Here is a 24,018-nt window from a genome sequence, read left to right as displayed (position 1 = left end):
TCAACCGATTTAGAGGCTTGTTAAACAACAACACGCGCCGAACAAAAAGATCGGCGCGTGTTGGAAAGCATATTTTCTATTAAATCAGATCCAGAACAATCACATTTACGGAATTGGCAGCTAGCTTCACAACTGCCGTGTCTTTATCAATTACGATTTCTGTTTCGACTGGTGTAACCTTCTCATCATTTTTTCTGTTCACATTAGGTGTGTGAACCAGCGAGGCGTCTCCGGTTAAGGTAATCCGTTTACCAGTAGCAGCTACTTTTAAGCCTTTTAGATCAAGCTTCGTTGCTTTTTCTACACCATCCGCATTTACAAGCTTCACATAAAGATGCTTATCATCTTTAGTTACGGAATTATATACCTCTCTGTTATAAGCCTCAAGCTTATAATCCAGTACTTTGCTTGTTACCTTGCCATCTGTATAAGAGCAAATCAAATGTTTGCCATCTGCTCCACCATAATTAACGGTGATAGTATATTCCGTATGATCCGCAAGCTCTTCATAGCAACTGGCTCTCAGGTTACCAGCAGCGGTACTAGAGGAATAATCGCCGAGAGTATAAGCCTCAATCCCTTGCTTGTACACCTTGACTCCTGTGGCATCACCATTATAGCCAATCGCATATTCGATGACATCTTTATTTTCCGGTGAGATTTCTGTCAGACCTGCGCCTACATAGAAGCCATCTTCGCCAGAAGCTTTTTCAGCTACAACCTCTACTTTATAATTAGTCCACGCGTCATTAAGGATATACAATCCATTCAGTCCGCCATTCTGCGCTTTCAATACCAGACCTTTGGAAGGATCAATCGTATATCCGGCAGAGCCAGGAATCACTTTCCAAGCTTCATTCAGCGGCTGCGTGAAATCTTGATCCAACCAAACACTGCCATCTACATTCGAGGTCACTTTCACCCGTTTCACGATCACAGCTGATTTCCCGGCAGCCACTTCAATTCCTCCATGAGGAATGAGGTCTACCTTCTCCCCGTTGCGATAAGTCGAAAATGAGGTGCCAACCACTTTGGTTCCCAGGTATTTAGCATACAGCTGCTGAACATAATAGTTCGGTGTGTACCATACGGTCTCATCATCGAACCAGATGCAATCCGGTGTCCATCTATAGGTGCCATCTGTCAGAACCTTGTTGAACAATGGTGCCGTTGCCGCCAATCTAATCACATCAGAGTTATTCTCGAAGCTGGACATAATCGCTGCCTCAGCAACAGCTCCTGCCAATGTGTTTTTATCTGTGGAAGCATATTCACCCACAAAAACCTTTGAAGTTTCAGCCTCATCCAAGCTGCCGTCTTCCTTATAGGCTCTGTAATAGTAGTTGTAACGATCAGCATTCTCTAACAAATACTCATTGGAACGGTAGTAATGCTCATCCGCAATGGTATCCATGTAGTTCTTTTGTTTTTCGTACCAGGTAACAGTCTCTTCGATGCTCGATGTACCATCCGTAAAGCTGATTTTTTCCGAGCCCTGTAAATTTCCGCTTAGGAATTTCCAACCTTGCTGGTAAGCATCATCATCTGCCTGTGCACCCACGGTAGAGAGAATAGTCAATTCATGATCAGGATAGTTCTTCACCATATACTCATCAATCACTGTTTTAAAATATTCGAAGTTGGCAAAAAACTCTGTACCCCAGTTTTCATTCCCCACACCCAAATAACGCAGGTCAAACGCTGCTTCATGGCCCATCTTTTTACGCAATGCAGCCCACTCATTATTGTCAAAATCCATGCTAATCGCAAAATCAATCAGATCCGTAAAGTTCTTCACATAATAATCTCTTAACGCACCGCCAGCTGGATTCGCATAATCCGAACGAGCTTGACAGAGTACGCCGCAGGCCATAACCGGAAGTGGTGTTGCGTTCAAATCCTCGGCTAATTGGAAATACTCCATATATCCAAGACCCATGGTCATCATGTAGCCCCATACGTTATAGTTCTCTTTGCGCAATTCGATATCGTTGACGGACTCTTTCCAATCGTACACGTTCTCCCAAATGTGAGAACCTTCAGAAATACAACCCCCAGGGAAACGCAGGAATGTAGGATGAAGATCAACGAGTGCATTCACTAAGTCTTTTCTTAATCTATAGTTTGGATTTCCTTTATAGTTAGCATGAGCTGTAGCAGAACGTTCCTCTTCACCAGCGCCCCAAACGTCATCAGGAATTAAGGATACCATATCAATGGAGATCTCACCGTTAAAGGTTAACGCCAGCTGACCAAGCACAGTTTCAGACCCTGTTAATACAAGCTTAGAATCGACACCATACTTCTTCCAGTTGCCGTCACCGTTTACTTCAACAACTGCAGTATCGCTGATGGCTTTACCGTCTTTGTCGAGCAATTGCAAGGTAATTGTGCCCGCTGCTTCTGCCTTCGCCCAGATTGTGAAGTTGTACTTGGCATCTTCCTTAATAAACATCGAGCAGTGCTGATTGGAATCCGCAAAACCTCTATTATTAATAGTCGCGCCATCCGCTACCGTCACATAATGAGCATTCATATCTTTATCTTCGATGCCGAAGAAATCGTTTAATCCGCCTGTATTATGGACAGTCATTTTCTCTGTATCCCCAGACCATGCGTGAAGAGGTGTATAATTTCTTCCGGTGGAAGCACCATGTACACCACATACATGCGAATAGCTGTCAAAAGCAAAAGATTCGAAGGAGCGATTCTGCACTAGCTCTGCATAGATCCCACCGTCTGCTGCGTTGTTAATGTCCTCATAGAATAAACCATATAGAATTTGGCTAACATCCAAAATCTCCTGATTACCATCAATAGTTAAGGTGTATGGTGGCAAATCTTCCGGAAGCACAGACACCGTGAAGCTCTTTTCTACTGTACTAGCCCCTTTTTTCAAAAGCGCTGTAAGCGTTACGCCTTGAGCAGATTGAACTCCTTTATTCACAACACCTTCATTAGAAATGACTTTGGAATCGCTGGATACCCAAGATACGTCAACTTTTCCGCCCATCAGCGAAGCTGGCAACTCAATATCTTTGGTAATGATCGAGCTTGGGAAGGTTAAGTATTTATCTTTTGCAAGCTTTACGATATCTTCATCCGTCAAAGATTCGCACATGATTTCAATCACTTCATCTTGAGTTAAGCCTGCTTTATATACACGGAAGTCCGAAATATAGCCGCTAAAATCAACATCTGCCGCGTATTGGGATTTCCCGATTGTATTATTGCTATAATTCTGTTGATCTTCAAAAGTAGCAAACCATGTACGCAGCTTAGCATATGTGCCACTCGAGGTTTGGCTGATCATTCCATCCGCAACTACTTCACCATTTACATACATCACAGGACCTGCACTGCTTAGTGTTCCACCTTCTGTACCTGTAACTGCAAAGGAAACATGTACCCATTCATCAGTCGCAAAGGATTTCCCTGGATCTGCGATTAAGTCTTCCCCTGCAAAACAAGTCCCCCGCAAATTGCGAGTTACGAAAATATAAGGTCCTGTTTCACCTTTACCAAAATCAAAGATTCTTTCCCATAAGCTTGAAGCTTTGCTTACATACATCCAGGTCGAAATCGTAATTCCTGTATGGTCACTGACCTCTTTAAGCAGATCGTTAGGTAATGAAATATAGGATGTGCCATGTTCTCCCCCAGCAAGCGAAACAGCTTGTCTACCTGCTACGGATTTAATAGCCGGCAGCTTCGTACCTGAAGCGGTTCCATCATTGCCGTTCCCCGAGAAATCTTGACCTACATCCTCTGGATTATCAAACTTATAATGCGCAATTAGACTACCATTAATAAATTTGTTACCGTTGTCATTTTTCATAAAATATCACCTGTTATCTTTATAGTAGAAATCTTAAAAACCTAACTGTATTAGTTCATTGCCGTTTATACGAAACATAATAACATATTTTATAGTCAATTAATATATTAACCAATTAATATTTATGTGAAATAAAAGAAAACAATTTTTATAATCAAATATTACCAAATCAATCATTTATTCCATGGTAAAATATCTGTTAGTTAATAAAGGAGTGGTGAAAGTTGAGCGAAGCTGTGAATGAAAAGGCCAATTCTAGTGATTTATTTACGATTGATTGTAAAGATATTTTTCTGCGGGAATATAGTGTGGAGGATTTAGAGGAGTTTCATGCGCTTACTCTACAGCCTGAAATTATTGAATTCTTGCCAGATTGGAATGTTCCTAAAGAACAACGGTTGGACTGGTTAATAAACTATGAAATAAAAGAGAACCAGCAGTTTCTTCAAGTGATCTCAGCGGGCGGAGATATCGGAGAGCTTCGTCTTCGTTTAGGCATTATTTTAAAAGTGTCCGGTGAGTTTATTGGTTGGTGTTGTACAGGAATTAAGGAGGAATTGCCCGTTCCTAACAGAGAGATTATGTATGCCATATCCAAGGATCATCGCGGTAAAGGCTACACTACTCAAGCTGCCAAGGGATTAATTAAGTATTTGTTTGATAATAGCTCTACCGATGTATTAAACGCCATTGCTCTGAAACACAATATCCCGTCTAATAGAGTCATTCAAAAATGTGGTTTCGAGCTTCTTGACGAGATTACAATTGAACATGAAGACTATAATTACTACCGGCTTTTTTCCCAGCAACAGTGGGATGAACAGGTATGATGTAAATAGCGCCTTACACTAAAAAACCTCTGTATGGGAAATGGAGATTCGGTCCATTTACCAAAACAGAGGTTTTATTGTGAATTCATGACTGTTGCTTCATGCGAAGCATTTGATCCAAAAGCTCTTTCACATCTTTTTCTGGAAAAGCTGCAAGCAGGGTCTCTTGAAAGGTATCTTGTGCACGAAGGAGCTTGTCTTCGCCAATGGCAGTCAAGGCAGTATAGATACTTCTGCGATCAGCATCACACGCTTTTCTTTCTAAAGCGCCACAGCCTTTGGCCTCAAACCGACTAACCAGTCGGGAAACTGCACTCTGGCTTAAACCCACCATAGCTTCTAGCTTCTGCAATTTCAGTTTCTTCTCCGGCGCTTCCGATAAAAATAACAGCAAATAAAATTCTTTTAAGGATAAGCCATGTTTGGCTTGTAGATTAGCTTCCAATTCATTCGTCACATTCATTTGTATATGCGTTAACGTCAACCAACTCGTTATAAGGTCATTGTTAAGAATGTCGTCCATTTTATTATTCATCTCCCGGGTGTATGGCTTTTCATGATTTTTTCCTTCTATATAATAGTACTACAATCCACAACCATACATAAAGTATAGGTTCGATACTTATACTTTATTTTATTTTAAAAAAGAGGAGAGACCGTTTCTCCAAGAAGCCGGCCCCTCCACACTTTACAATTATTTTGTTTGGACTTCAGACTTCATACCATTTATATTAGTCTTTACCCATTAATTCTTGGAAACCCGAAAGTATACTGTCTAGGAATGCCGGCATCTTTCTGAAGTTCAACCCCAGCTTCCAGCGTCCAGTATGGATTTCTCAACATGCCCCGGCCCACGGCAACAAGATCAGCTTCCTCATTCCCAATCACGGCATTAGCAAGTACAGGCTCATCCAATCTGCCAACCGCAATAACCGGAACATTCAAGCCATACTTGATTTCTCTAGCCAAAGGAACCTGATAAGCTGCATGCGTCCCTGGTTTCCCGGCAGCTGCGATAGGACCTTCACCACCTGCACTGATATGGAAAATATCTGCGCCCGCTTCTTTGTAAGCTTTACTAAATTCCAAGCTTTCTTTGATACCGTACCCGCCCTCAACATATTCTTGGGCGGAGATACGCATAATCAATGGCATTCCTTCCGGCATTTCACTTTTTGCTGCGCGAATGACTTCTGTACCAAACAGTGTTAAATCCTTGCCGTATTCATCTGTTCTTTGATTGGTTAGAGGGGAATGGAACTGATGAATAAGATAACCATGCGCTCCATGAAGCTCGATAACATCAAATCCCGCTTGTATCGCCCGCTTCACGCCCAACCGGAATTTCTCAACCATAGCTTTCACTTCTTCAGTTGTTAAGGCACGTGGTGTTTTGGAGTCCGCGTCAAAAGGAACGTTAGATGAGGATACAGGAACTGCTGCATCTTCTGCTTTACGTCCAGCGTGTGCAATTTGAATACCTACTTTAGCGCCATAAGAATGACAAGCTTCAACGATTCTGGCCAGTGCAGGAATTTGCTCATCAGACCAAATGCCAAGATCAAAATCAGTAATCCGGCCATCAGGCTCCACGTCCGTCATTTCAATAATAATTAATCCGGTTCCGCCAACAGCGCGGCTTACGTAATGATTATAATGCCAATCCGTAGCAATTCCGTCTTTGTTAGACACTGAATACTGACACATTGGAGGCATAACCACGCGGTTCTTCAGTTTCAAATCCTTCAATTCATACGGGGTGAACAAGTCCTTCATGATATCTCTCCTCTTTATAAAAAACTAAGTATAGTATGATCAATGCTTCCAGTGAACATGAGTTTCTAAGTTCATCTTATATATAATATTTATAAATGCATGCTCATGCATGTATATTATTATAGAACAGCGATGGTGTCAACCGTGAATAATCTTCTGCTTAATGGAAACTCCATGTATTGTTGAAACTTCTACCTTGAGGTAATATATGGATATCTATTTTTCTTTGAAAGGATGACCTCACTCGTGGACAAAAAGCTCTTACAATCGCATAGTATTTTCCCTACCTTGAATATTGAGCAAACTGCTGCCTTCTATAGCCAGTACTTAGGTTTTAAAGCTGTGCCCTATTTAGATACACAAGAACCACATCTTTGTTTGTATCGCGACGATACAGAGATTATCCTTACGCAATCCCATGGACAAAAGGTCATTCCCAATCGAGAGTTGTACGGTTATGGATACGATGCCTATTTCATTACGAAGCAGCAAGAAGAGTTGGAGAAGGAGTTCGAAGCCGCCGGTGTTAATATTGTTCGTTCTTTATCAAACACCGATTATAATAACAAAGAATTTGTGATCGAAGATGTAGATGGTCGCTGGATTGCTTTTGGAATCAAAAAATAAAAAAAACGGCTCTCAGCCGTTTTTTCTTGTATTTAAAAGAGTCCCCATAACTTCTTACAACTATTTTTACGGGAAGGATCCAAAACATCCGTAACCCCAATCTTATTTAACTTGTGTAGTAACTCTTCCTCGCTATGCTTGATTTTATAATCTAACTCCTCCCCATAGAGCGGAATTAACGTATAAAAGTGCACCACTTTCTCACGGGTCATTTCTAAATTAAAGAAACCGGCTTTATCTTTTACATCTGGAACCCAAACGAACATCCCTTGAAATCCTGTATCCTCACTATAAGGCTGGGCGGGATTACCGTTCACAAGCGTATGCCCCATATAAAGCCATGTATTATATTCATGCGGAAACCTAGCCATTGTTTTCAGGGCCCGAATCGGCCAATAATTCCGTTCATCCTTAAACGCCTCATCCGACAGCTTCCAGGTAGGAGGGAGACAAATCATTAGTTCAGCATATTGATATTCTTCTGCACCTTCTGGCACCGTCATCGGTAATTCGCTCATTCCAGAAGTAATTAAAGTATAGAAGTTCCGCTCAGGCGTCGGATCAAGAATTAGAATATCTATCGACAGAACACCTGAAATAATTTCTTTAAAAACATTATCAATAACACCTATGTATTTTTCAATATGATTACATATTTTCTCATTAGACTGAGCAGAATGCATTCATAATTCCCTCCCTTATATATGTTTATCGGTATAAACAAAGGAGAGTTTATTGCTAATTTACAGAATTTCTTCTCCACTACCATGGATCTCACAAAAATCTTTATGAACACTACTAATTAATGCCGAATAACCTTGCCCCTGATCTAAAAGATGTTCCAAAAGGAACTTACTTATAAGCTCATTTAAGCAAGTATGCATTTCACAGGTTCTTTGTTTTAAAGTCTCTCCTTCCTCAAAAAGGGGCAGATCGCTAAATGACATATGTGTAGCATTTCGTATTTTTAGAAAAGATTTATATCCGTTCCAATTCTGAAAAAGCGCCTCTTGTCCTTTGATGAAATCATTTGCCAGTTTCTCCTGTAATATATTACTTAAGGATTCTAAGGTCGAGGCCTTTTGCCTTAATACAAGAAGCGGCACAGTATTGTTCTTCTCTTCATTCTCAATATATAAGTGCATGCTTGCATCTAATAAAATAGCAGCTTTAATTCTATCGTCTTCCATAGTTAAATCTAATGCAGTAGCACCGCCGATGGAATGGCCGATAATACCAATCTTATTCATATCAAATAAGCCCTTCACATCTTTATCCATAGAATTAAGCGTGGACAGGTGATCCAGAACGTATTGAATATCTTTTTTTCGAATGGAGATTAAGTTATGTAAATCGATATAATCCGCAGCTTTTATTTGCCTCATGGCTTCGGATTGATTAATAAATCCACCACTAGGGCAAACAGTAAACATAGCTTCGTACGCAGCACTGACCGTTACCACTATGAAACCTTGCTTAGCCAACGCTTCTATATTATAAATATACATATCTCTATCTAAACCTAATGCAGGTGAATAGATGATGACTGGATAGGAGCGTTTGGATTTGCTTTGAAAGGTTCGATCGCTGATTGAGGTTGATAATGTATTTATGATTTCCATATTCATGCCAATATCTTGTAGAAGCTCTCTCGCCTGTTGTTCACAGGGCCCGAAAAGCTCCATATACTTCATTGCAGATGCGTTTTTATTTAATACACCCTCTGTATCCGGATAATAAATACTTATAACTATTTTCCTTCCCTCTGACTCTTCTTGGAACGTTTCCGTGCGTGTGTAATCCTTCAATAATTCAACTTTTCGAAAAACTCCCATTGCTCCACCCCATTCTTCCTAATATTCTATATTTTAATTGATTTTCCCATTTACTGAAATGCAATCTCCTTAATGTCCATAATAATGTCGATTACAATGAATGGAATGAAGCTGTATGAACGGTTATAATACCTAAGTGCATAAGAAATCTCTAAAAACTTCAGGGATGTGGAAAATTTAATGGTGAATAATTCAGCATATACACTTTATTTACGTGAGGATTGGAAAAAACTAAGCGATTTCACCGCTATCCAATTATCAGAAGAAGAACTTATGGAAGTCCAAAGTATTAATGAAAAAATCTCCAGCGAGGATGTTAACGAGGTCTATCTTCCTCTGTCCAATCTGCTAAATCTGCAACTTCTATCTGCTCATAAATTTAATGAATCTATAAATCACTTTCTGAACAATGATGTAAAAAAAGGTCCATTTATCATAGGCATCGCGGGAAGTGTCGCTGTTGGCAAAAGCACTACGGCCAGACTCCTACAAAAACTTCTCTCACAATTACCTTCCCATCCAAAGGTGGATTTAGTTACGACTGATGGGTTTCTACATCCCAACGCAGAGCTGGAAAAGCGCGGTATAATGACGAAAAAGGGCTTTCCTGAAAGCTACGACACGCGTAGTTTAATTTCTTTTTTAACGGATGTGAAGTCTGGGGTGCCGCGGGTCCAAAGCCCTGTATACTCTCACTTAACTTATGATATTGTGCCAGATGAATATATTACGATTGAGAATCCGGATATTCTAATTGTTGAGGGCTTAAATGTTCTTCAGACTGCGATTACAAATAATCATAATATGCCTAACTATTTTGTATCTGATTTTTTTGATTTTTCTATTTATGTGGATGCTGATGTAAACGATATCGAGACATGGTACATTGATCGGTTTATTAAGCTCAGAGATACTGCCTTCCAAGATGAACAATCTTATTTCAAAAAATATGCACAGCTGTCTCTAGAGGAATCTATTGAAATCTCAAAGCGGATCTGGAAAGAAATAAACTACGTTAATTTGCAGCAAAATATTCTGCCCACCCGAAATCGTGCGGATCTTATAATACATAAGGACAACAATCATCACGTAGATCGAATTAAGCTGCGAAAATAAAGATTGAAGTCCTTAGCCGACCAAGTTGCTGAGATTCAGCACTTGGTTTTTTTGGTGCTCACATCAAATTGGGTGAATATTCTGGGTTTAATGTCTCTGTCCTCTGATCAAGGCGAACGTATACTGTGGTACATTCGTACACAAACGTGAAGAGAGGATAAATCAAATGATCGATATCGCCTTGGCTTTTCAAGATAAGGATGGGAAATATGCTGAACATGCCGGAGTCGTTCTAGCGTCAATTTTTCATCATACGAGTTCCCCAATTCATATTCATATTTTACATGATGTTTCTTTAAGTGAAACTAATAAGCGCAGGCTTAGCGCATTAACTACAAAACATAATCATACCCTTAGCTTTTATTCAATCACTATGCCCGATGATCTAACTCAGGTGTTAGCCAATGTTAACTCCATTAATGTATGGACGCAGGCATGTATGTATCGATTGCTTCTTCCTGCACTAATACCCGTGGACAAAATCATCTATCTGGACTGCGATGTATTAGTGAATATGGACATAACTGAATTATGGCAGGTTGAACTGGATGACAAGTATTTGGCCGCAATTTGGGACCAAGGGATTAGAGAGGTTGCTCATATTGTGAGCGCTAAGGGATTAAATCCTGAGCTTTATTTTAATTCCGGAGTGATTTTATTTTCTTTGCATAATATCCGCCAGAATACCAACTGGTACGAAGAAATGCTAACCTTCCTACGTACCTTTCCTGATGTCACCATGCCAGATCAGGATGTTCTGAATGCGGTTTTTGGTGGGAATTACCTCCCCCTTGATATCCGTTTTAATTCGTTCAACACAAACATTCCGGACCATGATTTCACTAACAAAATCATCCATTTTGCCGGAGATGATAAATGCTGGAATAAAGATTCCGCGGGTTCATCCCTATATCAGCAATTCCTAAAGCTAACCCCTTGGAGAATCACTAGAGCCAAAATCAGACGAAGAAAACGGAAAAGCAGCCCTTTAAAACCACACCTCACCCGAAAAAGAAACAAGCAGAAAATAAAAATTGTTCAGTTGAACTTAACCCCTATTTTTTTATCCGATTTAAAACAAATTAGACCGATTAGACCGATTAGAAAAAGCCCCATTTGATATGGGGCGGCATTCTTTAGTTCACTTTCGTAAAAAACCATTTCTGAGCATCACTCCCGTTATCTGTCCACTGCTGGACAGCTGCGCCATCGGCTGTTGATGCTCCGGATACATCCATGGCTAATCCGCTCACTTTTGAAATAAGTTTATAATAGCCCCCTCCGACATCAATAATGCTCCATCGCTGAGCGTTGGTACCATTGTCATCCCACTGCTGCAGCTGTACACCGCTCGCGGTTGATGAGTTTGGCACATCCAACACTTTTCCACTATGCACTGCCGTAAGCTTGTAATAACCGTCGCCTGTACTCTCCACTTTAAATTTCTGATTATTGGCAGTGTAATTGGTCCATTGCTGCATTTTCGCCCCGCTTGCTGTGGATACATCCACTACGTCCAGAACCTTACCACTAGCCTTGTCAGCTAAAGTGTAAATCCCACCACTAACAATGCTTGAGGTAGGCGCAGCCTGATACACCCGTACGTAATCAACCAGCATTTGAGCTGGGAAAGCAGTTGAAGCATTTGGACTTCCCGGCCAATTTCCACCCACGGCAAGGTTTAGCAGGATGAAGAAAGGTTTCTGGAACTCCTCCGTATTTCCGGTTCCGTTCTCAATATAAAAAGCATTAAATGGGTTGCCGTCTACAAACCATCTTATATAATTCGCATCCCATTCCACGCTGTACACATGGTACTGTGAGAAATCGAGGTTACCAGACACCTGACCGTACTCGGCATGCCCATTGGCATCCCAATGTACCGTCCCATTAACAAAAGCATTATTGTTCACACGCTCCATAATATCTGTTTCCCCAGATTTCGGCCAACCCACTGAATCAATATTTGCCCCAAGCATCCAAAATGCTGGCCAGAGCCCCTGTCCTGAAGGCAATTTGATTCTAGCTTCGATTTTTCCGTAGGTGAAGCTTTTGAGTCCCTGTGTTTTGATCCGTGCAGAGGTATAATTCATCCCCCCGTACGACTCCTTTTGTGCAGTTATCACTAAATTCCCACCCGTTACCTGCAGGTTCTGCGGGCGACTGGTATAATACTGAAGCTCATTGTTTCCCCAACCTCCGCTACCCGTACCTATTTCCGCCGACCAATTATTAGTGTTCAGAGAATTCCCATCAAATTCATCGCTCCATGCCAGATTCCAGCTTGATGCCGCGCTTGAACTCCCTGTAGGTACCCAAGCAATTAAGAGGGTGAACAGCAGAAATAGACTTAACATTTTTCCTTTTCGTAACATCGTCTTTCCTCCTACTGATTTCATTGCGCGGCGCGCTCGCACATTTGAAACCGGTTTCGAATATTGGATAAAACAAAACGTTATCCCATAAACAGCTATAACAGCCGGAGTCAGGTTAACGCCTCGCTTCATTTGATGTGTACGTCTTTTCTAAACGCAATATGCCAACATTTCGATTAAAGGGACCATTTTCCATAGTTCTGCATGCTTAATGTCCAGGTTTTCTCTGCGTATTTCACCGTCGCCATACTCTCAGAGAGCGTCCATGCTATACCAACATACTGATCCATGTGATCGTCAAGGAATGATTTCCAATGTTGTCCTCCGTCTATCGTTATAAATAACAATGTATGTTCTTTTTCAACGGGCCGAGTAATTAAGATTCCTTGATCCTTCGTAAGAAAGAGGGGAGGATAAGCATAGATTTGCGAGTTTACTAACTCACCCGGCACTGTGACTGTCTGTTCACTCCAGGTAACTCCACCATCCATTGTTTTATATAAACCAACCTTTCCCTCCCATGGAGCATTCGTTGTAATCCAGCCTTCTTTTTCATTAACAAAAGTAAGTCCCGATTTCACCCCGCTAGGAAGAGTACTTCCTGCTTGTAAGCTATCCCCAATCTCCTTCCAAGTCTCTCCCCCATCACTAGTTGCATAAAGCTCCATATCTTCGCGTGACATCCCTTGAAAATGATAGACTGCTTTCCAACCTATATTTTTGTTGAGGAACACAGTATCTTCTCTGCGGTTATCTGAAGAATCAGTATCAGAATTCAAATTTGTATTTGGATTAGGATTAGGATTAGGAGAAGGAGAAGTTTCCTGATTAGAAGTTGGATGAGGGATTGGAGTGGTATTGGAACAACCAGATGCTATCACTGCAGCAATTAGTAGTATTGAAACTAGATATTTCATCTTGTTACCACGCCTTCGTTTATTTTTCTAAAAAAGTATAGTGGTGCTGTGCATATAGCTTCGTCCGCAAACGTATTCAGTAAATGAAATTTTATCCTAAAATATCTGAAAAGTATTTACAGTTTCTTTATATAATCCAGCTACACCAAGTCCTATCGGACCGAGGAGACGTTATTGGTTCAATTTCAAGAGAATTCTTCTGTTAACGGACTGAGATGCAACTCTTTGGCTAATTCTCCTACTTTTATCGGCGATAAACAGACAATAAGGGCTATACGGTCCGCGAGTTCGGTAAATAGAGCTAAAAAGCAAAGATAAGCGCTATACAGTCCGAAGATGAAGTGAACGAAACCTTCAAGCAGCAGGTTATCAGCCTATAGTAGATATGAATGAATTCATTGAGCAAGGATCTACTCTTTGAATGTCAAAAGAAAAAGAAACGGCATTTCTGCCGTTTCTTTGGGTTATGGATGGTCAGGGCTCAGAGCCTGTTTTACTCCAATCCATGTTCTCTGCGGATGTTATACATACCCTGAACAAGCAGCTCAGATGGATCCCGGTTCAATTGCAAATGGGTCAGCAACAGATGAAGCGGGAATGCACATACGTTATTCCCATCGGTGATCGCTGGAAATCCAGCCTCGAAGACTGGTCCCAATTTCTCGTTCCAAGCTAGCCCGACATGCACTTTTTCTGGAGCAAATTCTTGGGTAATTTCCTCAATACAAAGCGGAACTAACACATTGTCAATGATCCCTTTTGCTTCTTCTTCACTTGCTGGTGGTTTTGGAAGTGTTTTGCCTCCCTCAATTTTCATCAGCTCAACGAAGAATGAGGCCATCCATGCTGCCGGATCCTTACCCGACTGGAATCTTGCAATTAACTCGCGCAGAAAAAATCCGCAGGAATACACCTGATCTAATTCAGTTTTCACGTGAAAAACAAAAACAGGACCGTAGGCTTCCATGTTCAATACTTGTCCTTCAACATCTTTAAAGTGTACTCTCAATGCTACAAGGCCGTTATGGTGAACAGCCTTTAGCAGCTGTGCCATATCCTCTTCAGACATTTCTGTATTATCATTTACTTCCTCATTCTCATTTGTTATTTCATTTTCATTAGTCGTCTCATTGTTCATTTTATAATTCCCTCCCATACCTATCATACCATCTAGCGAATTGAACGAACACTTTATAATAGAACAATTTCTACCAGATTGCAGAGAAAACAAAAAAACGGCAGCTTTGCCGTTTCTCTGTTCGTCTCGCTGGAGCTCAATAGCTAGATCATATCCCTTACTTTCTTCACTATTTTACCAGTTAATTGATTAATATCCCCCTCATTTAACTTATAAGCTGAGGTATCTTTACGTGCAGGTTTGTGATCTGCCGATATCAGATCTGCGATATGCTGCTCGATGAATACAACAGGATCTGCTCCAGTTCTTTTTCTGAGCTCCCCTGGCACCTTCGGATTTGGACCGTCAGCTCCGCCACTGATTGAAAGGTAACCATACTTTTGCGGATTTTTCTTCAAATCCTTTAAATAGGCACGGAGCGGTGTGGCCACTTTCCCCATCCAAACCGGTCCAAAAAATAGGATAATATCATATTTTCCTATTTGCTCAGGCTTCGGTTGAACCAACGGTATCCTGTCAAAAATCATATCGAAGGTAATCCTACCGAGTGTTCGGGGTTTGGCTTCCGAGATTCGGATATGTTCAGCCGACAACGCATTCGCCACACTCCTTGCTAATGCTTCATTATTACCTGTGAATGAATACGAAATGACTGCAATGTTCATATAAATTCTCCTTAAAATGAATTATTTCGTCTCCGCCTGCTGTAGGGCATTTTCGAGTGCCTTAAGATGTATTTTAGAGGTAAGCGTTGCCCCGCTGATAACGTCCACCTGAAGAGACTGCGATTCAATCACATGACTAAACAAATCACCAATGCCTAGACCATCCTTCAGTTCAGCAGGGTTCCCTGTTTTGTCCAAGGCACCTTTGAGTATTTTTATATCTGTCAGCCGTTCAGCAGATATTATTGCCCTCACCTTGGTATCTCTGGAATGATCTTTGATGCCAATGTATTCCCCCACATAGGTACCCTCCCGCAGATTCTGTATATCTATGACGTTGATAGTAAGCTGCTGAACCTCATGCCTTCCCGGAGCAGTCAAGAGAATACCACCTATCCAACCTATGACTGTAATCACGCATAGAATGCTGAGAACAATAATCCATTTATTGAATTTTCGCTTTTTTCCTCTTCTCTTACTCACCTGCTTGCCTCCTCCTTTGGATTTCAATTTCGAATGAATATTTAATTATTCATTCATTATACAAGAAAAAAAAACTGCACCATAAGTGTATTAGGGGCAGTCTGTCAAACCCTTCATGATTAGTTCCAGCATATTGTCCAGAAGTTGTGGAAAGTGCTCCAGCCCGATTTCTTCCTTGTGGGTTTCCACATTAATCATTGCGGCGAAAATCATCATAATCATTTTACTATCCATATCGCTGCGCATTTTACCATCGGCTTGCCACTGCTTAATGATTTCATGGAAGCTATCATACAAGAAGTCGTTTACCTGAATGTTGGTTTCTTCCCGGTACAACTGTTCGATTTTTGCGAAAACACTTTTGTTATACCATTCCTTAAGAATGGGGTTGGCTATCATACCTTCCAAATTAAGCGCCATCATCTGCCGTATTACTGCCAGTGGGCTTTGGCTCATATCGAGCGATTGCATACAGCTTTTTTTGAGCTTTTCGTTTTCCTCTAAAAAAATATCCATAAAAAGCTTTTCCTTAGAGGGATAATAGTTGTAAAAACTTCCTACAGCTATTCCAGCCATTTTGGTAATGCCAGAAACATTAGTATCTTTAAAGCCTTTATTGCTAAATAGCTCTTTCGCGCATTCGTATATCTTTGTTTTTTTGTCTTCCACTTTTCGTCTCTCCGTGAATGAATAATTATTTTTTCATTCATATCATAGTGTTAACAGCTTGGTATGTCAATGCAAAAATAGATCACCAAAAGCATTAACATCTATAGCATCACCCAAATTAGGTTGGAGTGCCCTCTTATTGCGCAAGAATTAGAAAAATTCTGACTAATCATTCTAATCTTTGCCAAAATGCTTAATTACAACATTATTAAAAATCGCGGTGCCACCTTCAGAAAACAAGGTAATGCCTTGATCATTTATTTCCGGGAAAATTTCATTAGAAAATACAATTTCACCATCATCTATAAAAACTTCAATACTTGTTCTATCCACAAGGATCTTCAGATGCACTTTTTTCTTGTTCACATCAAAGGGGGCCTTGCTTTCAAGATATCTGTCACTCTTATCAGGTTGTCCAGTAAAGGCTCTGTTAACATAAGAATATTGTCCTTCAACAAACACTCCTACATCCACATGGCGCGTCTTATCTGCTGATTCACGAAGTCTTAAGCCTACATTGGTAATCTCTGACCAAGATAGATCTGCATCGAGCTGGTAATTTTCACCTGTGATATCAAGTGTTGACGAGCCGTTCACTTTTATTTTTTGCAAGGAATCCGTTGAAGTTACCATTTGATCTAATGCTTCGATGGGCTGTGATACTAACTGATACGATTGCTCTTCATCTCGTGTTAATTTTATTTGACGCACGATTGAATCCATTCCGTTAAAACCTTCGTTAAGATTGGGGGTAACATGAGGGTAATCCCAATTATTCATCCAGGCCAAAGCATATCGATGATTGTATTGATCCTTATCCTTTCCCTCTTCAAACGTTACAGCACCATACCAATCAAATCCATAATCTAGCCACTGTGGTTCATGATAATCCGTGATAAATTCATTCCCATTAAAATCTCCAGTCCAGTAGGCATACGTGTTGGGTTTACCTATCGACTTACCATTTGCACTGACCCCAAGAACCCATTTATAAGTGCCATCATTCGCCCGCATCATATAGAAGTCAGGACACTCCACAATTCCGATATTTTCTGTTTCGAAGCCGCTTGTGTAGTGCCAATCCTTTAAATTGTCAGACTCGTAAAAGCCTACTTTCGTACCTTCGGCTAGTGTCATCACCCATTTATGAGAATGTTGATCCCATATTATCTTCGGATCTCTGAAATCTTCTGTGCCCGGATTTGGCAAAATAGGATCATCACTATATGATTTAAACGTCAGCCCACGATCCGTACTGAACCATAAATATTGTTCTTGCTTCCCCGCCTCTGCAGAGGGCTGTGTTAAAATCGCCACAATTGCCCCTTCGCCAAAACCTGCTGTATTGCTATCGTCAACAACAACAGATCCTGACCAGGGATCACCATTGGGTGTTGTATATTTTGGAATCGCAACGCCTTCATCTGTCCAGCTCACCAAATCCGTTGATGTGGCATGTCTCCATTCTGTACCATTTCCATCCGGGTAATCAGCATTATAGAGATAATAGTAATGATATTTACCATCAAAATAAATGGGCTTCTGCGGATCGTTTTTCCAATGCTCAGGTACAGTGAAATGATAGCTAGCCCGAGTGGTAGGTTTATGATCAGGAACGTCGGTCCCCGGCTTATTCTTCTCTCCAGCGCCATAAGTTACTAATACTATTGTCACAATACAAATTAAACAAAGGATTAATATAGTGATTCCTATCATTTTTTTCTTATTCAAAATATACCTCGCTTTTTTCACATTGCTTATAAAAAGAAAAGTAAACGCCAACTACATCGGCATTTACTTTGTAAATAATTAATACGGTTTGTTACCTTTAAGTGTCAATTGCCCTTGTTCCAAAATGCTGTTCGGTATAACTGAAGTCTTGGAGCCTTTAATATTCAGCACAAAGCTTGGGGCAAAAGTGGAATGATGATCCCCAAAGTAACCTCTATTCGTCATGTAACTTGTGATGACTACATTATTCCCTTTCACTTGCGGAATCGCAAAGTGAGCATAAGTCCAGGTAATATCATAAGGATTAAGATCTTGATGGAGGACAAGTCCTGTACCATTTAATGGTTTATACGGTCCGTTTAAAGAATTAGATACGTACCCGAGCATGTAGATGTCTTCATCATCAATGCCATCAATGAACATTTTAGAACCTCTTGAGCTTGTGAACAGATACCACTTGCCATTCAATTTAAATATGTTCGCACGTTCAATTTCATCTGTCACGGTATTGGAGGCAAGTAGCGGCTTCATTTCTTTTTTGAATGTATAATCATTATTTAATTCAATGATACCAAGCGCACCATTCGCGGTTTCCGCAGATGTTTTGTCAGCACTGCTTAGTAATTTCTTTTTCTCCGCTTGGAAGAAGGCATTGCTATTACCATAATAAGCTTTGTTAAAGAGAGATTCTTCACCCTGGTAACCCGTAGTTGTCCCTGTATTTGCTTCAAACACAAGATACTTGTGGCCTTTATCCTCCACATAGTGAGGATCTCTTAAGGTATGATTATCGTCGTAATCGCCTTTGCTGAAACCGGTGATATCAAGACTTTGATAAATTTCACCTTGATTACCGTCATAGATGGATTTCATATCTTCTACGCCATCAATCTTAAGGGTATCCCCATCCGGGGCAGAGACATTAATTTGAGCTGTAGTTAAAGTTTGTTTCCCGTAAAATCCGCGATCTGGATCCCAAGGATGACGATTGGTGTAGAACAAGCGAACTTTGCCATCAGATGTCATGGTTGCTGAACCGGACCATTCTTCGGCTTGATTGTTTAAAACATAATCATCAGGTACAAGTTTGTCACTATCCTTAAACACCCGGCCGGCATTCTTCCAGCTGCTGATAGAGTTGTCTCCTTCTTTCTTATAGAACAAATAAATAAATGTGTCTGATCCGTTATTAGGGTCGCCCGCCAGACCAAAAACAATTTGATACCCCTTATAACTTGCTGCAGTTCCATCTGCATTTTGCAGCGGCCAAGTATCCCAAACATCCATTTCAATTTTGTTTCCATTCTCATCGAACTTAACGGCTGCAGGAATGTTCTTAATCGTTGAAGCATCAAATTTTGGGACTTGGAATTGATTACTATTTTGTTGTTTGGGTAATTTCAACATGTCAGCGCGAGTGATATGAGAGAAACCGTAGTCATTGTACTCCGGCTTGTTCGGCTTGTTATTTCCTTTCGCAAAGGTTTGAGTAGCTCCACCTAACATTAAAGCAGCTGTAAAGGTTAGGATTGTTGTTTGTTTAATCATTTTCTTGAAATTCATCATCTAACTCCTCTTATACTTTAAATTTGGGTTTCGGTCTTCCTTTGTGCTGTTCCCCTTTTAAATTCTAATGAAGAGTAGACGTTATGAGTATGTCGTGAATTGATGCATTTACAGGGTTATATTGATTTGGTTTTATTACTTCACATGGCTATCCCACGATTTTTGAAGCTCTTGAAGCAATTGATCCCGATTGATTTGCTCTCCTACATAAGCTTGCATAAGATAGCCAAACTCCTCTCTTGCTCTGGGAGGGAATTTGAACCAATTCCAAGATAATGTTTTCTGCTCATCGACGTATCGCATAAGATCTTTTACAAGCGCTCCCGAACGGTCCGTCTCTATATTTTTAAAAGCTGAAATAAAATGAAAGCGATCCTTCATGAACTTTTTCCCTGTTTCCGAGGAAACCATCCAGTTCAAAAACTTTTTGGCTTCCTTCTTCTTTTCTGGCGAAGATTCTTTATTAACAGCCCAATTATTAGATATCCCTACTGGCAACGCATTGTTTTCGGCACCATCATTAATAGGCATGGGTAAAAAACCGATATTCATATTCGGCGATATTTGATCAATTTTAGACTGAACCCAATTCCCTTGTTTAAGAATCGCCGTTCTCCCTGTTGCAAATAACTCAACTTCCGAATTATAATCTGTTGTCAAAAAATTTTCGTTACCATATTGTACGGTCAAATCCAGCATCCGAATGACATCTTTAACTTCCTTATTCTCTCGAAAAGATTGTGTTCCGTTGTTTAACCCTTGAATAAAAGCATCCGGCTCCTCCTGTTGTGCAATAGCAATATTCAACAGAAGTACAAAAAACCAATGATCGGAATACCCAACAGAAAAAGGAGTCACACCTATAGCCTTCAGCTTTTTCGCCGCCACTTTTAATTCAGTAAACGTTGTCGGGAGAGGAGTAACCCCAGCCTTTGCGAATAAATCCTTATTATAAATAAAACCGTAGCCTTCAAAATTGATCGGCATCCCGTATATTTTCCCGTCCATCTTCATCGGTTCTAGCGCCTCGTCATAAGCCTGTTCCACCCAGGGTTGATCCGATAAATCTTCAAGATATCTACTCCATGCCCTCGCTTCTTCATAACCGCCATTTGGAAAAATATCCGGACCAACATTGGCCGCAAACCTCGCCTTTAGCTCATCAAGGTAGTTAGCTCCTCCGCCAAAGGTTAGAATTTCCACGTTAATATTCGGGTTTTCCTTTTCATATTCCTTAACCATCTGCTCGAATTCTATAGAAATTTCCACTTTAGGATTCAGTACCTCCAAAGTGACTGTCTTATCCGCTACCTTCAAATCCGCTTCCTTCAGTGGACGTGTATGCGCACCACATGAAGAAAGCGTTAGCGTAATCAACCCCACGATAATCATTTGAACCCTTTTTATTTTCATAATTCCCCCAGATGCATTCAACAATGAACTTATGTATTGGCTATCCTGACTTCCGCGTCTATTTCTCTTGCTCCCTGTGAATTACGATATTCAGCAGGCGTCATACCGACGTTTTTTTTGAACAGCTTAGAGAAATAAATCTCATCTTGATACCCTAGCTTTAAGGCAATCGAGTACATCTTTTCATCCGATTCCAGTAACCACTGTTTCGCTTGATTTATTCGTAAATGAATGACGTAGTTAGTAAGAGTCATCCCTACTTCTTGCTTAAATCTCCGCGAGATATGTTCTCGGCTCAGAAAAAAACGGGTGGATAATTTGTCCAAACTTAACTCTTCCATATAATGCTCATCAACAAATGCGACAATATCATTCATACGCCTAACATCATCTAAATCCGCCAAACGATGGATTGCTCTAAAATTTTGTTCAGCCATAGACCTTTGTGCAGATTGAAAAGATAAGGATATCTCTGCGAGCGATTGAATGGAAGGGCCACTAACCAAACGAACAGGTATATCAAAATGCTGGGTAATCCATTCCTCTATCGGGAAAAACTGTCCATGAAGGGACAGAATCACACAGACATTAGGATCATTTTGAAGCGTAAATGCATTTCCCCACTCCCGTGTAACCAGTTCTTCGGTCAAAAGCTGAATGTATGGCTCCGAATAATGAGATTGGTAAAAATACATCATGGTGAAGTCGTATACGTCTGCCTGTGGGAGAGCTGAGGCAATTTCGCCTGCATCAAAAGCTTCACCGTTACAAGCAGCAGTAATCTCCCTGTTTAAGCGAAATATTTTTACTTCTTCATAAAATCCGGACTCCATATTGCGACGTTCTCCCTCTTCTTGTTCCCAGGCTCTCAACGCCCCTTCTAAAGTTTCATTCAGCATTTTCTCTTCAATTGGCTTCATCAAATAATCAAAGCATCCCAGCTTAAACGCTTTACGCATGAAACAATAATCGTCAAACCCAGAAATCATAATCACTTTTCCCGGATAGTCTTTAGCAGCCAACCACTCGATTAACTCCATCCCGCTATTTTTGGGCATTTTAACATCTGTCATTATGATCTCTGGAGATTTCTGCTCAATCAACGCCTTAGCCTCGAGACCATTTCTGGCTTCCAGCACTTCGGTAATCCCGTATTGCTCCCACCGTCCCAAAAAACGGATGATTTTTCTAACATTAGACTCATCATCTACAATAAGAGCTTTCATAAACGTTACTTCTCCTTTAGGTAGAGTGGAATTACTAGCCGTACAGTGAACCCTTGTCCCTGCATTGAATCCAGTTTGATTCCCGCTGTGTGATCGAAATGAAGAACCAAGCGATCATGAATGTTTTTTAACCCGATATGTGCAAAAGAAGGATTGCCTTCGTTAACCGGTGTGTAGAGATTATTTTTTAATGCCTCAAGTTCATCATCCGTCACGCTGTTTCCGTTATTTTCTACGACTAGATTCAAATATTCACCTTGTATTTCACCATAAATATGGATGTAAGCTTGTTCATAGCCCTCGTCATAACAGTGCTTAAAAAAGTTCTCAACGAGCGGCTGCAGGATCATACTGGGAACCGGAATATCAAAAATATCTTTAGGTATATCAATGGAATAGCTAAAATCAGTCTGAAAACGTTCCGCTTGAAGATTCAAATAAGCCTGTACATAATCCACTTCGCTTTGAACCGTCGCCTTCTGATCCACACGAATCGAGTACCGCATCATTTTGGATAAAGAGGTAATCAGTTGATATACTTTTGGAGATTCAGAGAGTAGGGCAACAGCAGCAATGGATTGTAAAGAATTAAATAAAAAGTGCGGATTAATCTGCGACTTTAGCGCCCTATGCTGATTTTTCCTGTTCTCTATCTCAAGCTTATACTCCCGGTCAATGTGACGGTTGATCCGATTCATCATCTCCTTGATATGTCTTTCTAGAATACCGATTTCGTCCTCCCGCATATCGTCGAATGGGGCATTCATATTCCTCCCCTCGATGCGCTGGACTTTTTGACTAAGCAATTTTATCGGCCGTGTAAATCCATATGAAATGATTGTTATCATTATCAAGCCCAGTCCACCTACAACCACACCTACAATGATGTTTGTATAGGCGGTTTTCCTTACATCTTCAAATAAAAAAGAGCTCGGGGTTACCTTAGCAAAATGCCACTCTTTTATCGGTTCCTGCAATGTTCTAGTAAACACAATATCTCCTTCTGGAGATTTAGTATCTGCCTGTGCCGGACTTATTTTCCTTTGCAGTTCATCAGGAACGGTTTTGCCTATCCATGTTTCATCACTGGCGTAAATGACATGATCCTCCGCATCGGAAAGCCACACGCTCTCTTTATTTTTCTGTAGAAAATGATTAGCGATATGAGCAATCTTGTCCAAATCAATATCTATAGTGATGACGCCCAGAAATTCCTGCGTTAGGACATCCACAATTTTGTGATGAACCGTCAAGACCATCGTTTTATCCGAAGGAGGCATAATGGAGGTATCGTTATAGTTCTCAATCAGATGCGGAGCTTCAATAAGATAATTGCTATTAGAGCTCATCAGCTTCTGAATGGAAGCTTGCTGTAATAAATCCGGATTCCTTTTACGGGAACTTAACATGGCATTATAAACTGTAAATGAGCTTTTCCCTTCGTTTATGAATAAACGAATCTGACGAATTTCACTCCTCATGAGATAGAAGTTAGTCATACCCTTATTAATTTCAAGCTGCTTAAAATAAAAATCTTCTTCTAACCCTTCTTCAAACACCCTGAATAAGTCTGGATTTCGGTATAAAATATATGGAAGATTAATGATTTCATCAAAATATTGCTCTAGATCGGCTGACGCCTGCTGAATTTGCTCTTGGCTGTTCTCAAGTTCATGTCGTTCCACATTCTCTTTCGTCTGCCGATAGATCAACAACACGGATAAAAAATACGGTAGAATTATAAACACAAGCAGCAAGAATAATAAGCGCTTATGAATGCTTTTCAAATAAATACTCCTCTGTAAAAATTTCG

Annotated in this window: 20 protein-coding genes; 4 read left to right on the top strand and 16 right to left on the bottom strand. The window is 40.5% G+C overall.

What is annotated here, in order from left to right:
• Positions 1-79: 79 nt before the first annotated feature.
• Positions 80-3,838: an alpha-L-arabinofuranosidase C-terminal domain-containing protein gene (locus NYE35_RS10075; protein WP_038569721.1), complete on the bottom strand. Its 3,759-nt coding sequence runs from the start codon at positions 3,836-3,838 to the stop codon at positions 80-82.
• 224 nt (positions 3,839-4,062) lie between these two features.
• Here NYE35_RS10075 and NYE35_RS10070 point away from each other — a divergent pair, with 224 nt between their 5' ends.
• A complete protein-coding gene (locus NYE35_RS10070) occupies positions 4,063-4,668 on the top strand; it encodes a GNAT family N-acetyltransferase (RefSeq protein ID WP_341042589.1) in 606 nt (201 codons plus the stop codon).
• Between the two features lie 85 nt (positions 4,669-4,753).
• On the opposite strand, the gene NYE35_RS10065 is transcribed toward NYE35_RS10070, so the two are convergent.
• Both NYE35_RS10065 and NYE35_RS10060 read right to left on the bottom strand, forming a co-directional pair.
• Positions 4,754-5,191, bottom strand: a complete 438-nt coding sequence (locus NYE35_RS10065) for a MarR family winged helix-turn-helix transcriptional regulator (RefSeq protein ID WP_051491059.1) — start codon at positions 5,189-5,191, stop codon at positions 4,754-4,756.
• A 215-nt stretch (positions 5,192-5,406) separates the two neighbouring features.
• The gene (locus NYE35_RS10060) at positions 5,407-6,444 is read right to left on the bottom strand and encodes an NADH:flavin oxidoreductase/NADH oxidase (protein ID WP_036679236.1); all 1,038 of its coding nucleotides are present in this window, start codon (positions 6,442-6,444) and stop codon (positions 5,407-5,409) included.
• A 246-nt stretch (positions 6,445-6,690) separates the two neighbouring features.
• Between NYE35_RS10060 and NYE35_RS10055 the strand changes: the two genes are divergently transcribed.
• Positions 6,691-7,071: a VOC family protein gene (locus NYE35_RS10055; protein ID WP_326046448.1), complete on the top strand. Its 381-nt coding sequence runs from the start codon at positions 6,691-6,693 to the stop codon at positions 7,069-7,071.
• A 32-nt stretch (positions 7,072-7,103) separates the two neighbouring features.
• Here the strand turns inward: NYE35_RS10055 and NYE35_RS10050 are convergent, their stop codons facing one another.
• A complete protein-coding gene (locus NYE35_RS10050) occupies positions 7,104-7,754 on the bottom strand; it encodes a suppressor of fused domain protein (RefSeq protein ID WP_341120849.1) in 651 nt (216 codons plus the stop codon).
• 60 nt (positions 7,755-7,814) lie between these two features.
• On the bottom strand, positions 7,815-8,906 hold the full coding sequence (locus NYE35_RS10045) for an alpha/beta hydrolase (RefSeq protein ID WP_339211731.1): 1,092 nt from the start codon (positions 8,904-8,906) through the stop codon (positions 7,815-7,817).
• Positions 8,907-9,086: 180 nt separating this feature from the next.
• Between NYE35_RS10045 and coaA the strand changes: the two genes are divergently transcribed.
• Together coaA and NYE35_RS10035 are read left to right on the top strand one after the other, a co-directional pair.
• Positions 9,087-10,022, top strand: a complete 936-nt coding sequence (gene coaA / locus NYE35_RS10040) for a type I pantothenate kinase (protein WP_339211730.1) — start codon at positions 9,087-9,089, stop codon at positions 10,020-10,022.
• A gap of 166 nt (positions 10,023-10,188) precedes the next feature.
• Positions 10,189-11,142, top strand: coding sequence for a glycosyltransferase family 8 protein (locus NYE35_RS10035; protein ID WP_052096920.1), 954 nt, complete (start codon positions 10,189-10,191; stop codon positions 11,140-11,142).
• A gap of 16 nt (positions 11,143-11,158) precedes the next feature.
• On the opposite strand, the gene NYE35_RS10030 is transcribed toward NYE35_RS10035, so the two are convergent.
• From NYE35_RS10030 to NYE35_RS09980, 11 genes are all read right to left on the bottom strand, one after another.
• Positions 11,159-12,529, bottom strand: a complete 1,371-nt coding sequence (locus NYE35_RS10030) for an RICIN domain-containing protein (protein ID WP_339211729.1) — start codon at positions 12,527-12,529, stop codon at positions 11,159-11,161.
• 44 nt (positions 12,530-12,573) lie between these two features.
• Positions 12,574-13,314 (bottom strand): WD40/YVTN/BNR-like repeat-containing protein, encoded by a 741-nt coding sequence (locus NYE35_RS10025; protein WP_339211728.1) that lies wholly within the window; start codon positions 13,312-13,314, stop codon positions 12,574-12,576.
• A 493-nt stretch (positions 13,315-13,807) separates the two neighbouring features.
• The gene (locus NYE35_RS10020; RefSeq protein WP_036679224.1) at positions 13,808-14,452 is read right to left on the bottom strand and encodes a hypothetical protein; all 645 of its coding nucleotides are present in this window, start codon (positions 14,450-14,452) and stop codon (positions 13,808-13,810) included.
• A 143-nt stretch (positions 14,453-14,595) separates the two neighbouring features.
• The gene (locus tag NYE35_RS10015; RefSeq protein ID WP_051491057.1) at positions 14,596-15,117 is read right to left on the bottom strand and encodes a flavodoxin family protein; all 522 of its coding nucleotides are present in this window, start codon (positions 15,115-15,117) and stop codon (positions 14,596-14,598) included.
• Positions 15,118-15,138: 21 nt separating this feature from the next.
• Positions 15,139-15,600 (bottom strand): FMN-binding protein, encoded by a 462-nt coding sequence (locus NYE35_RS10010; protein WP_036679218.1) that lies wholly within the window; start codon positions 15,598-15,600, stop codon positions 15,139-15,141.
• 90 nt (positions 15,601-15,690) lie between these two features.
• A complete protein-coding gene (locus tag NYE35_RS10005; RefSeq protein WP_038569710.1) occupies positions 15,691-16,269 on the bottom strand; it encodes a TetR/AcrR family transcriptional regulator in 579 nt (192 codons plus the stop codon).
• 174 nt (positions 16,270-16,443) lie between these two features.
• Positions 16,444-17,985 carry a glycoside hydrolase family 32 protein gene (locus tag NYE35_RS10000; protein ID WP_038574312.1) on the bottom strand — a complete coding sequence of 514 codons (1,542 nt, stop codon included), beginning with the start codon at positions 17,983-17,985 and terminating at the stop codon, positions 16,444-16,446.
• Between the two features lie 93 nt (positions 17,986-18,078).
• On the bottom strand, positions 18,079-19,563 hold the full coding sequence (locus NYE35_RS09995) for a glycoside hydrolase family 68 protein (RefSeq protein ID WP_339212060.1): 1,485 nt from the start codon (positions 19,561-19,563) through the stop codon (positions 18,079-18,081).
• 138 nt (positions 19,564-19,701) lie between these two features.
• A complete protein-coding gene (locus tag NYE35_RS09990; RefSeq protein WP_339211727.1) occupies positions 19,702-20,979 on the bottom strand; it encodes an ABC transporter substrate-binding protein in 1,278 nt (425 codons plus the stop codon).
• Positions 20,980-21,008: 29 nt separating this feature from the next.
• Positions 21,009-22,205, bottom strand: coding sequence for a response regulator transcription factor (locus tag NYE35_RS09985; RefSeq protein ID WP_339211726.1), 1,197 nt, complete (start codon positions 22,203-22,205; stop codon positions 21,009-21,011).
• A 5-nt stretch (positions 22,206-22,210) separates the two neighbouring features.
• Positions 22,211-23,992, bottom strand: coding sequence for a cache domain-containing sensor histidine kinase (locus tag NYE35_RS09980; protein ID WP_076107542.1), 1,782 nt, complete (start codon positions 23,990-23,992; stop codon positions 22,211-22,213).
• Between the last annotated feature and the right edge of the window lie 26 nt (positions 23,993-24,018).

Source organism: Paenibacillus sp. FSL L8-0494 (assembly GCF_038003695.1).
Taxonomy (GTDB): Bacteria; Bacillota; Bacilli; order Paenibacillales; family Paenibacillaceae; genus Paenibacillus_AQ; species Paenibacillus_AQ odorifer.
Note: the sequence above shows the minus strand (reverse complement) of the source record. Positions and strands in the feature narration are given on the sequence as shown.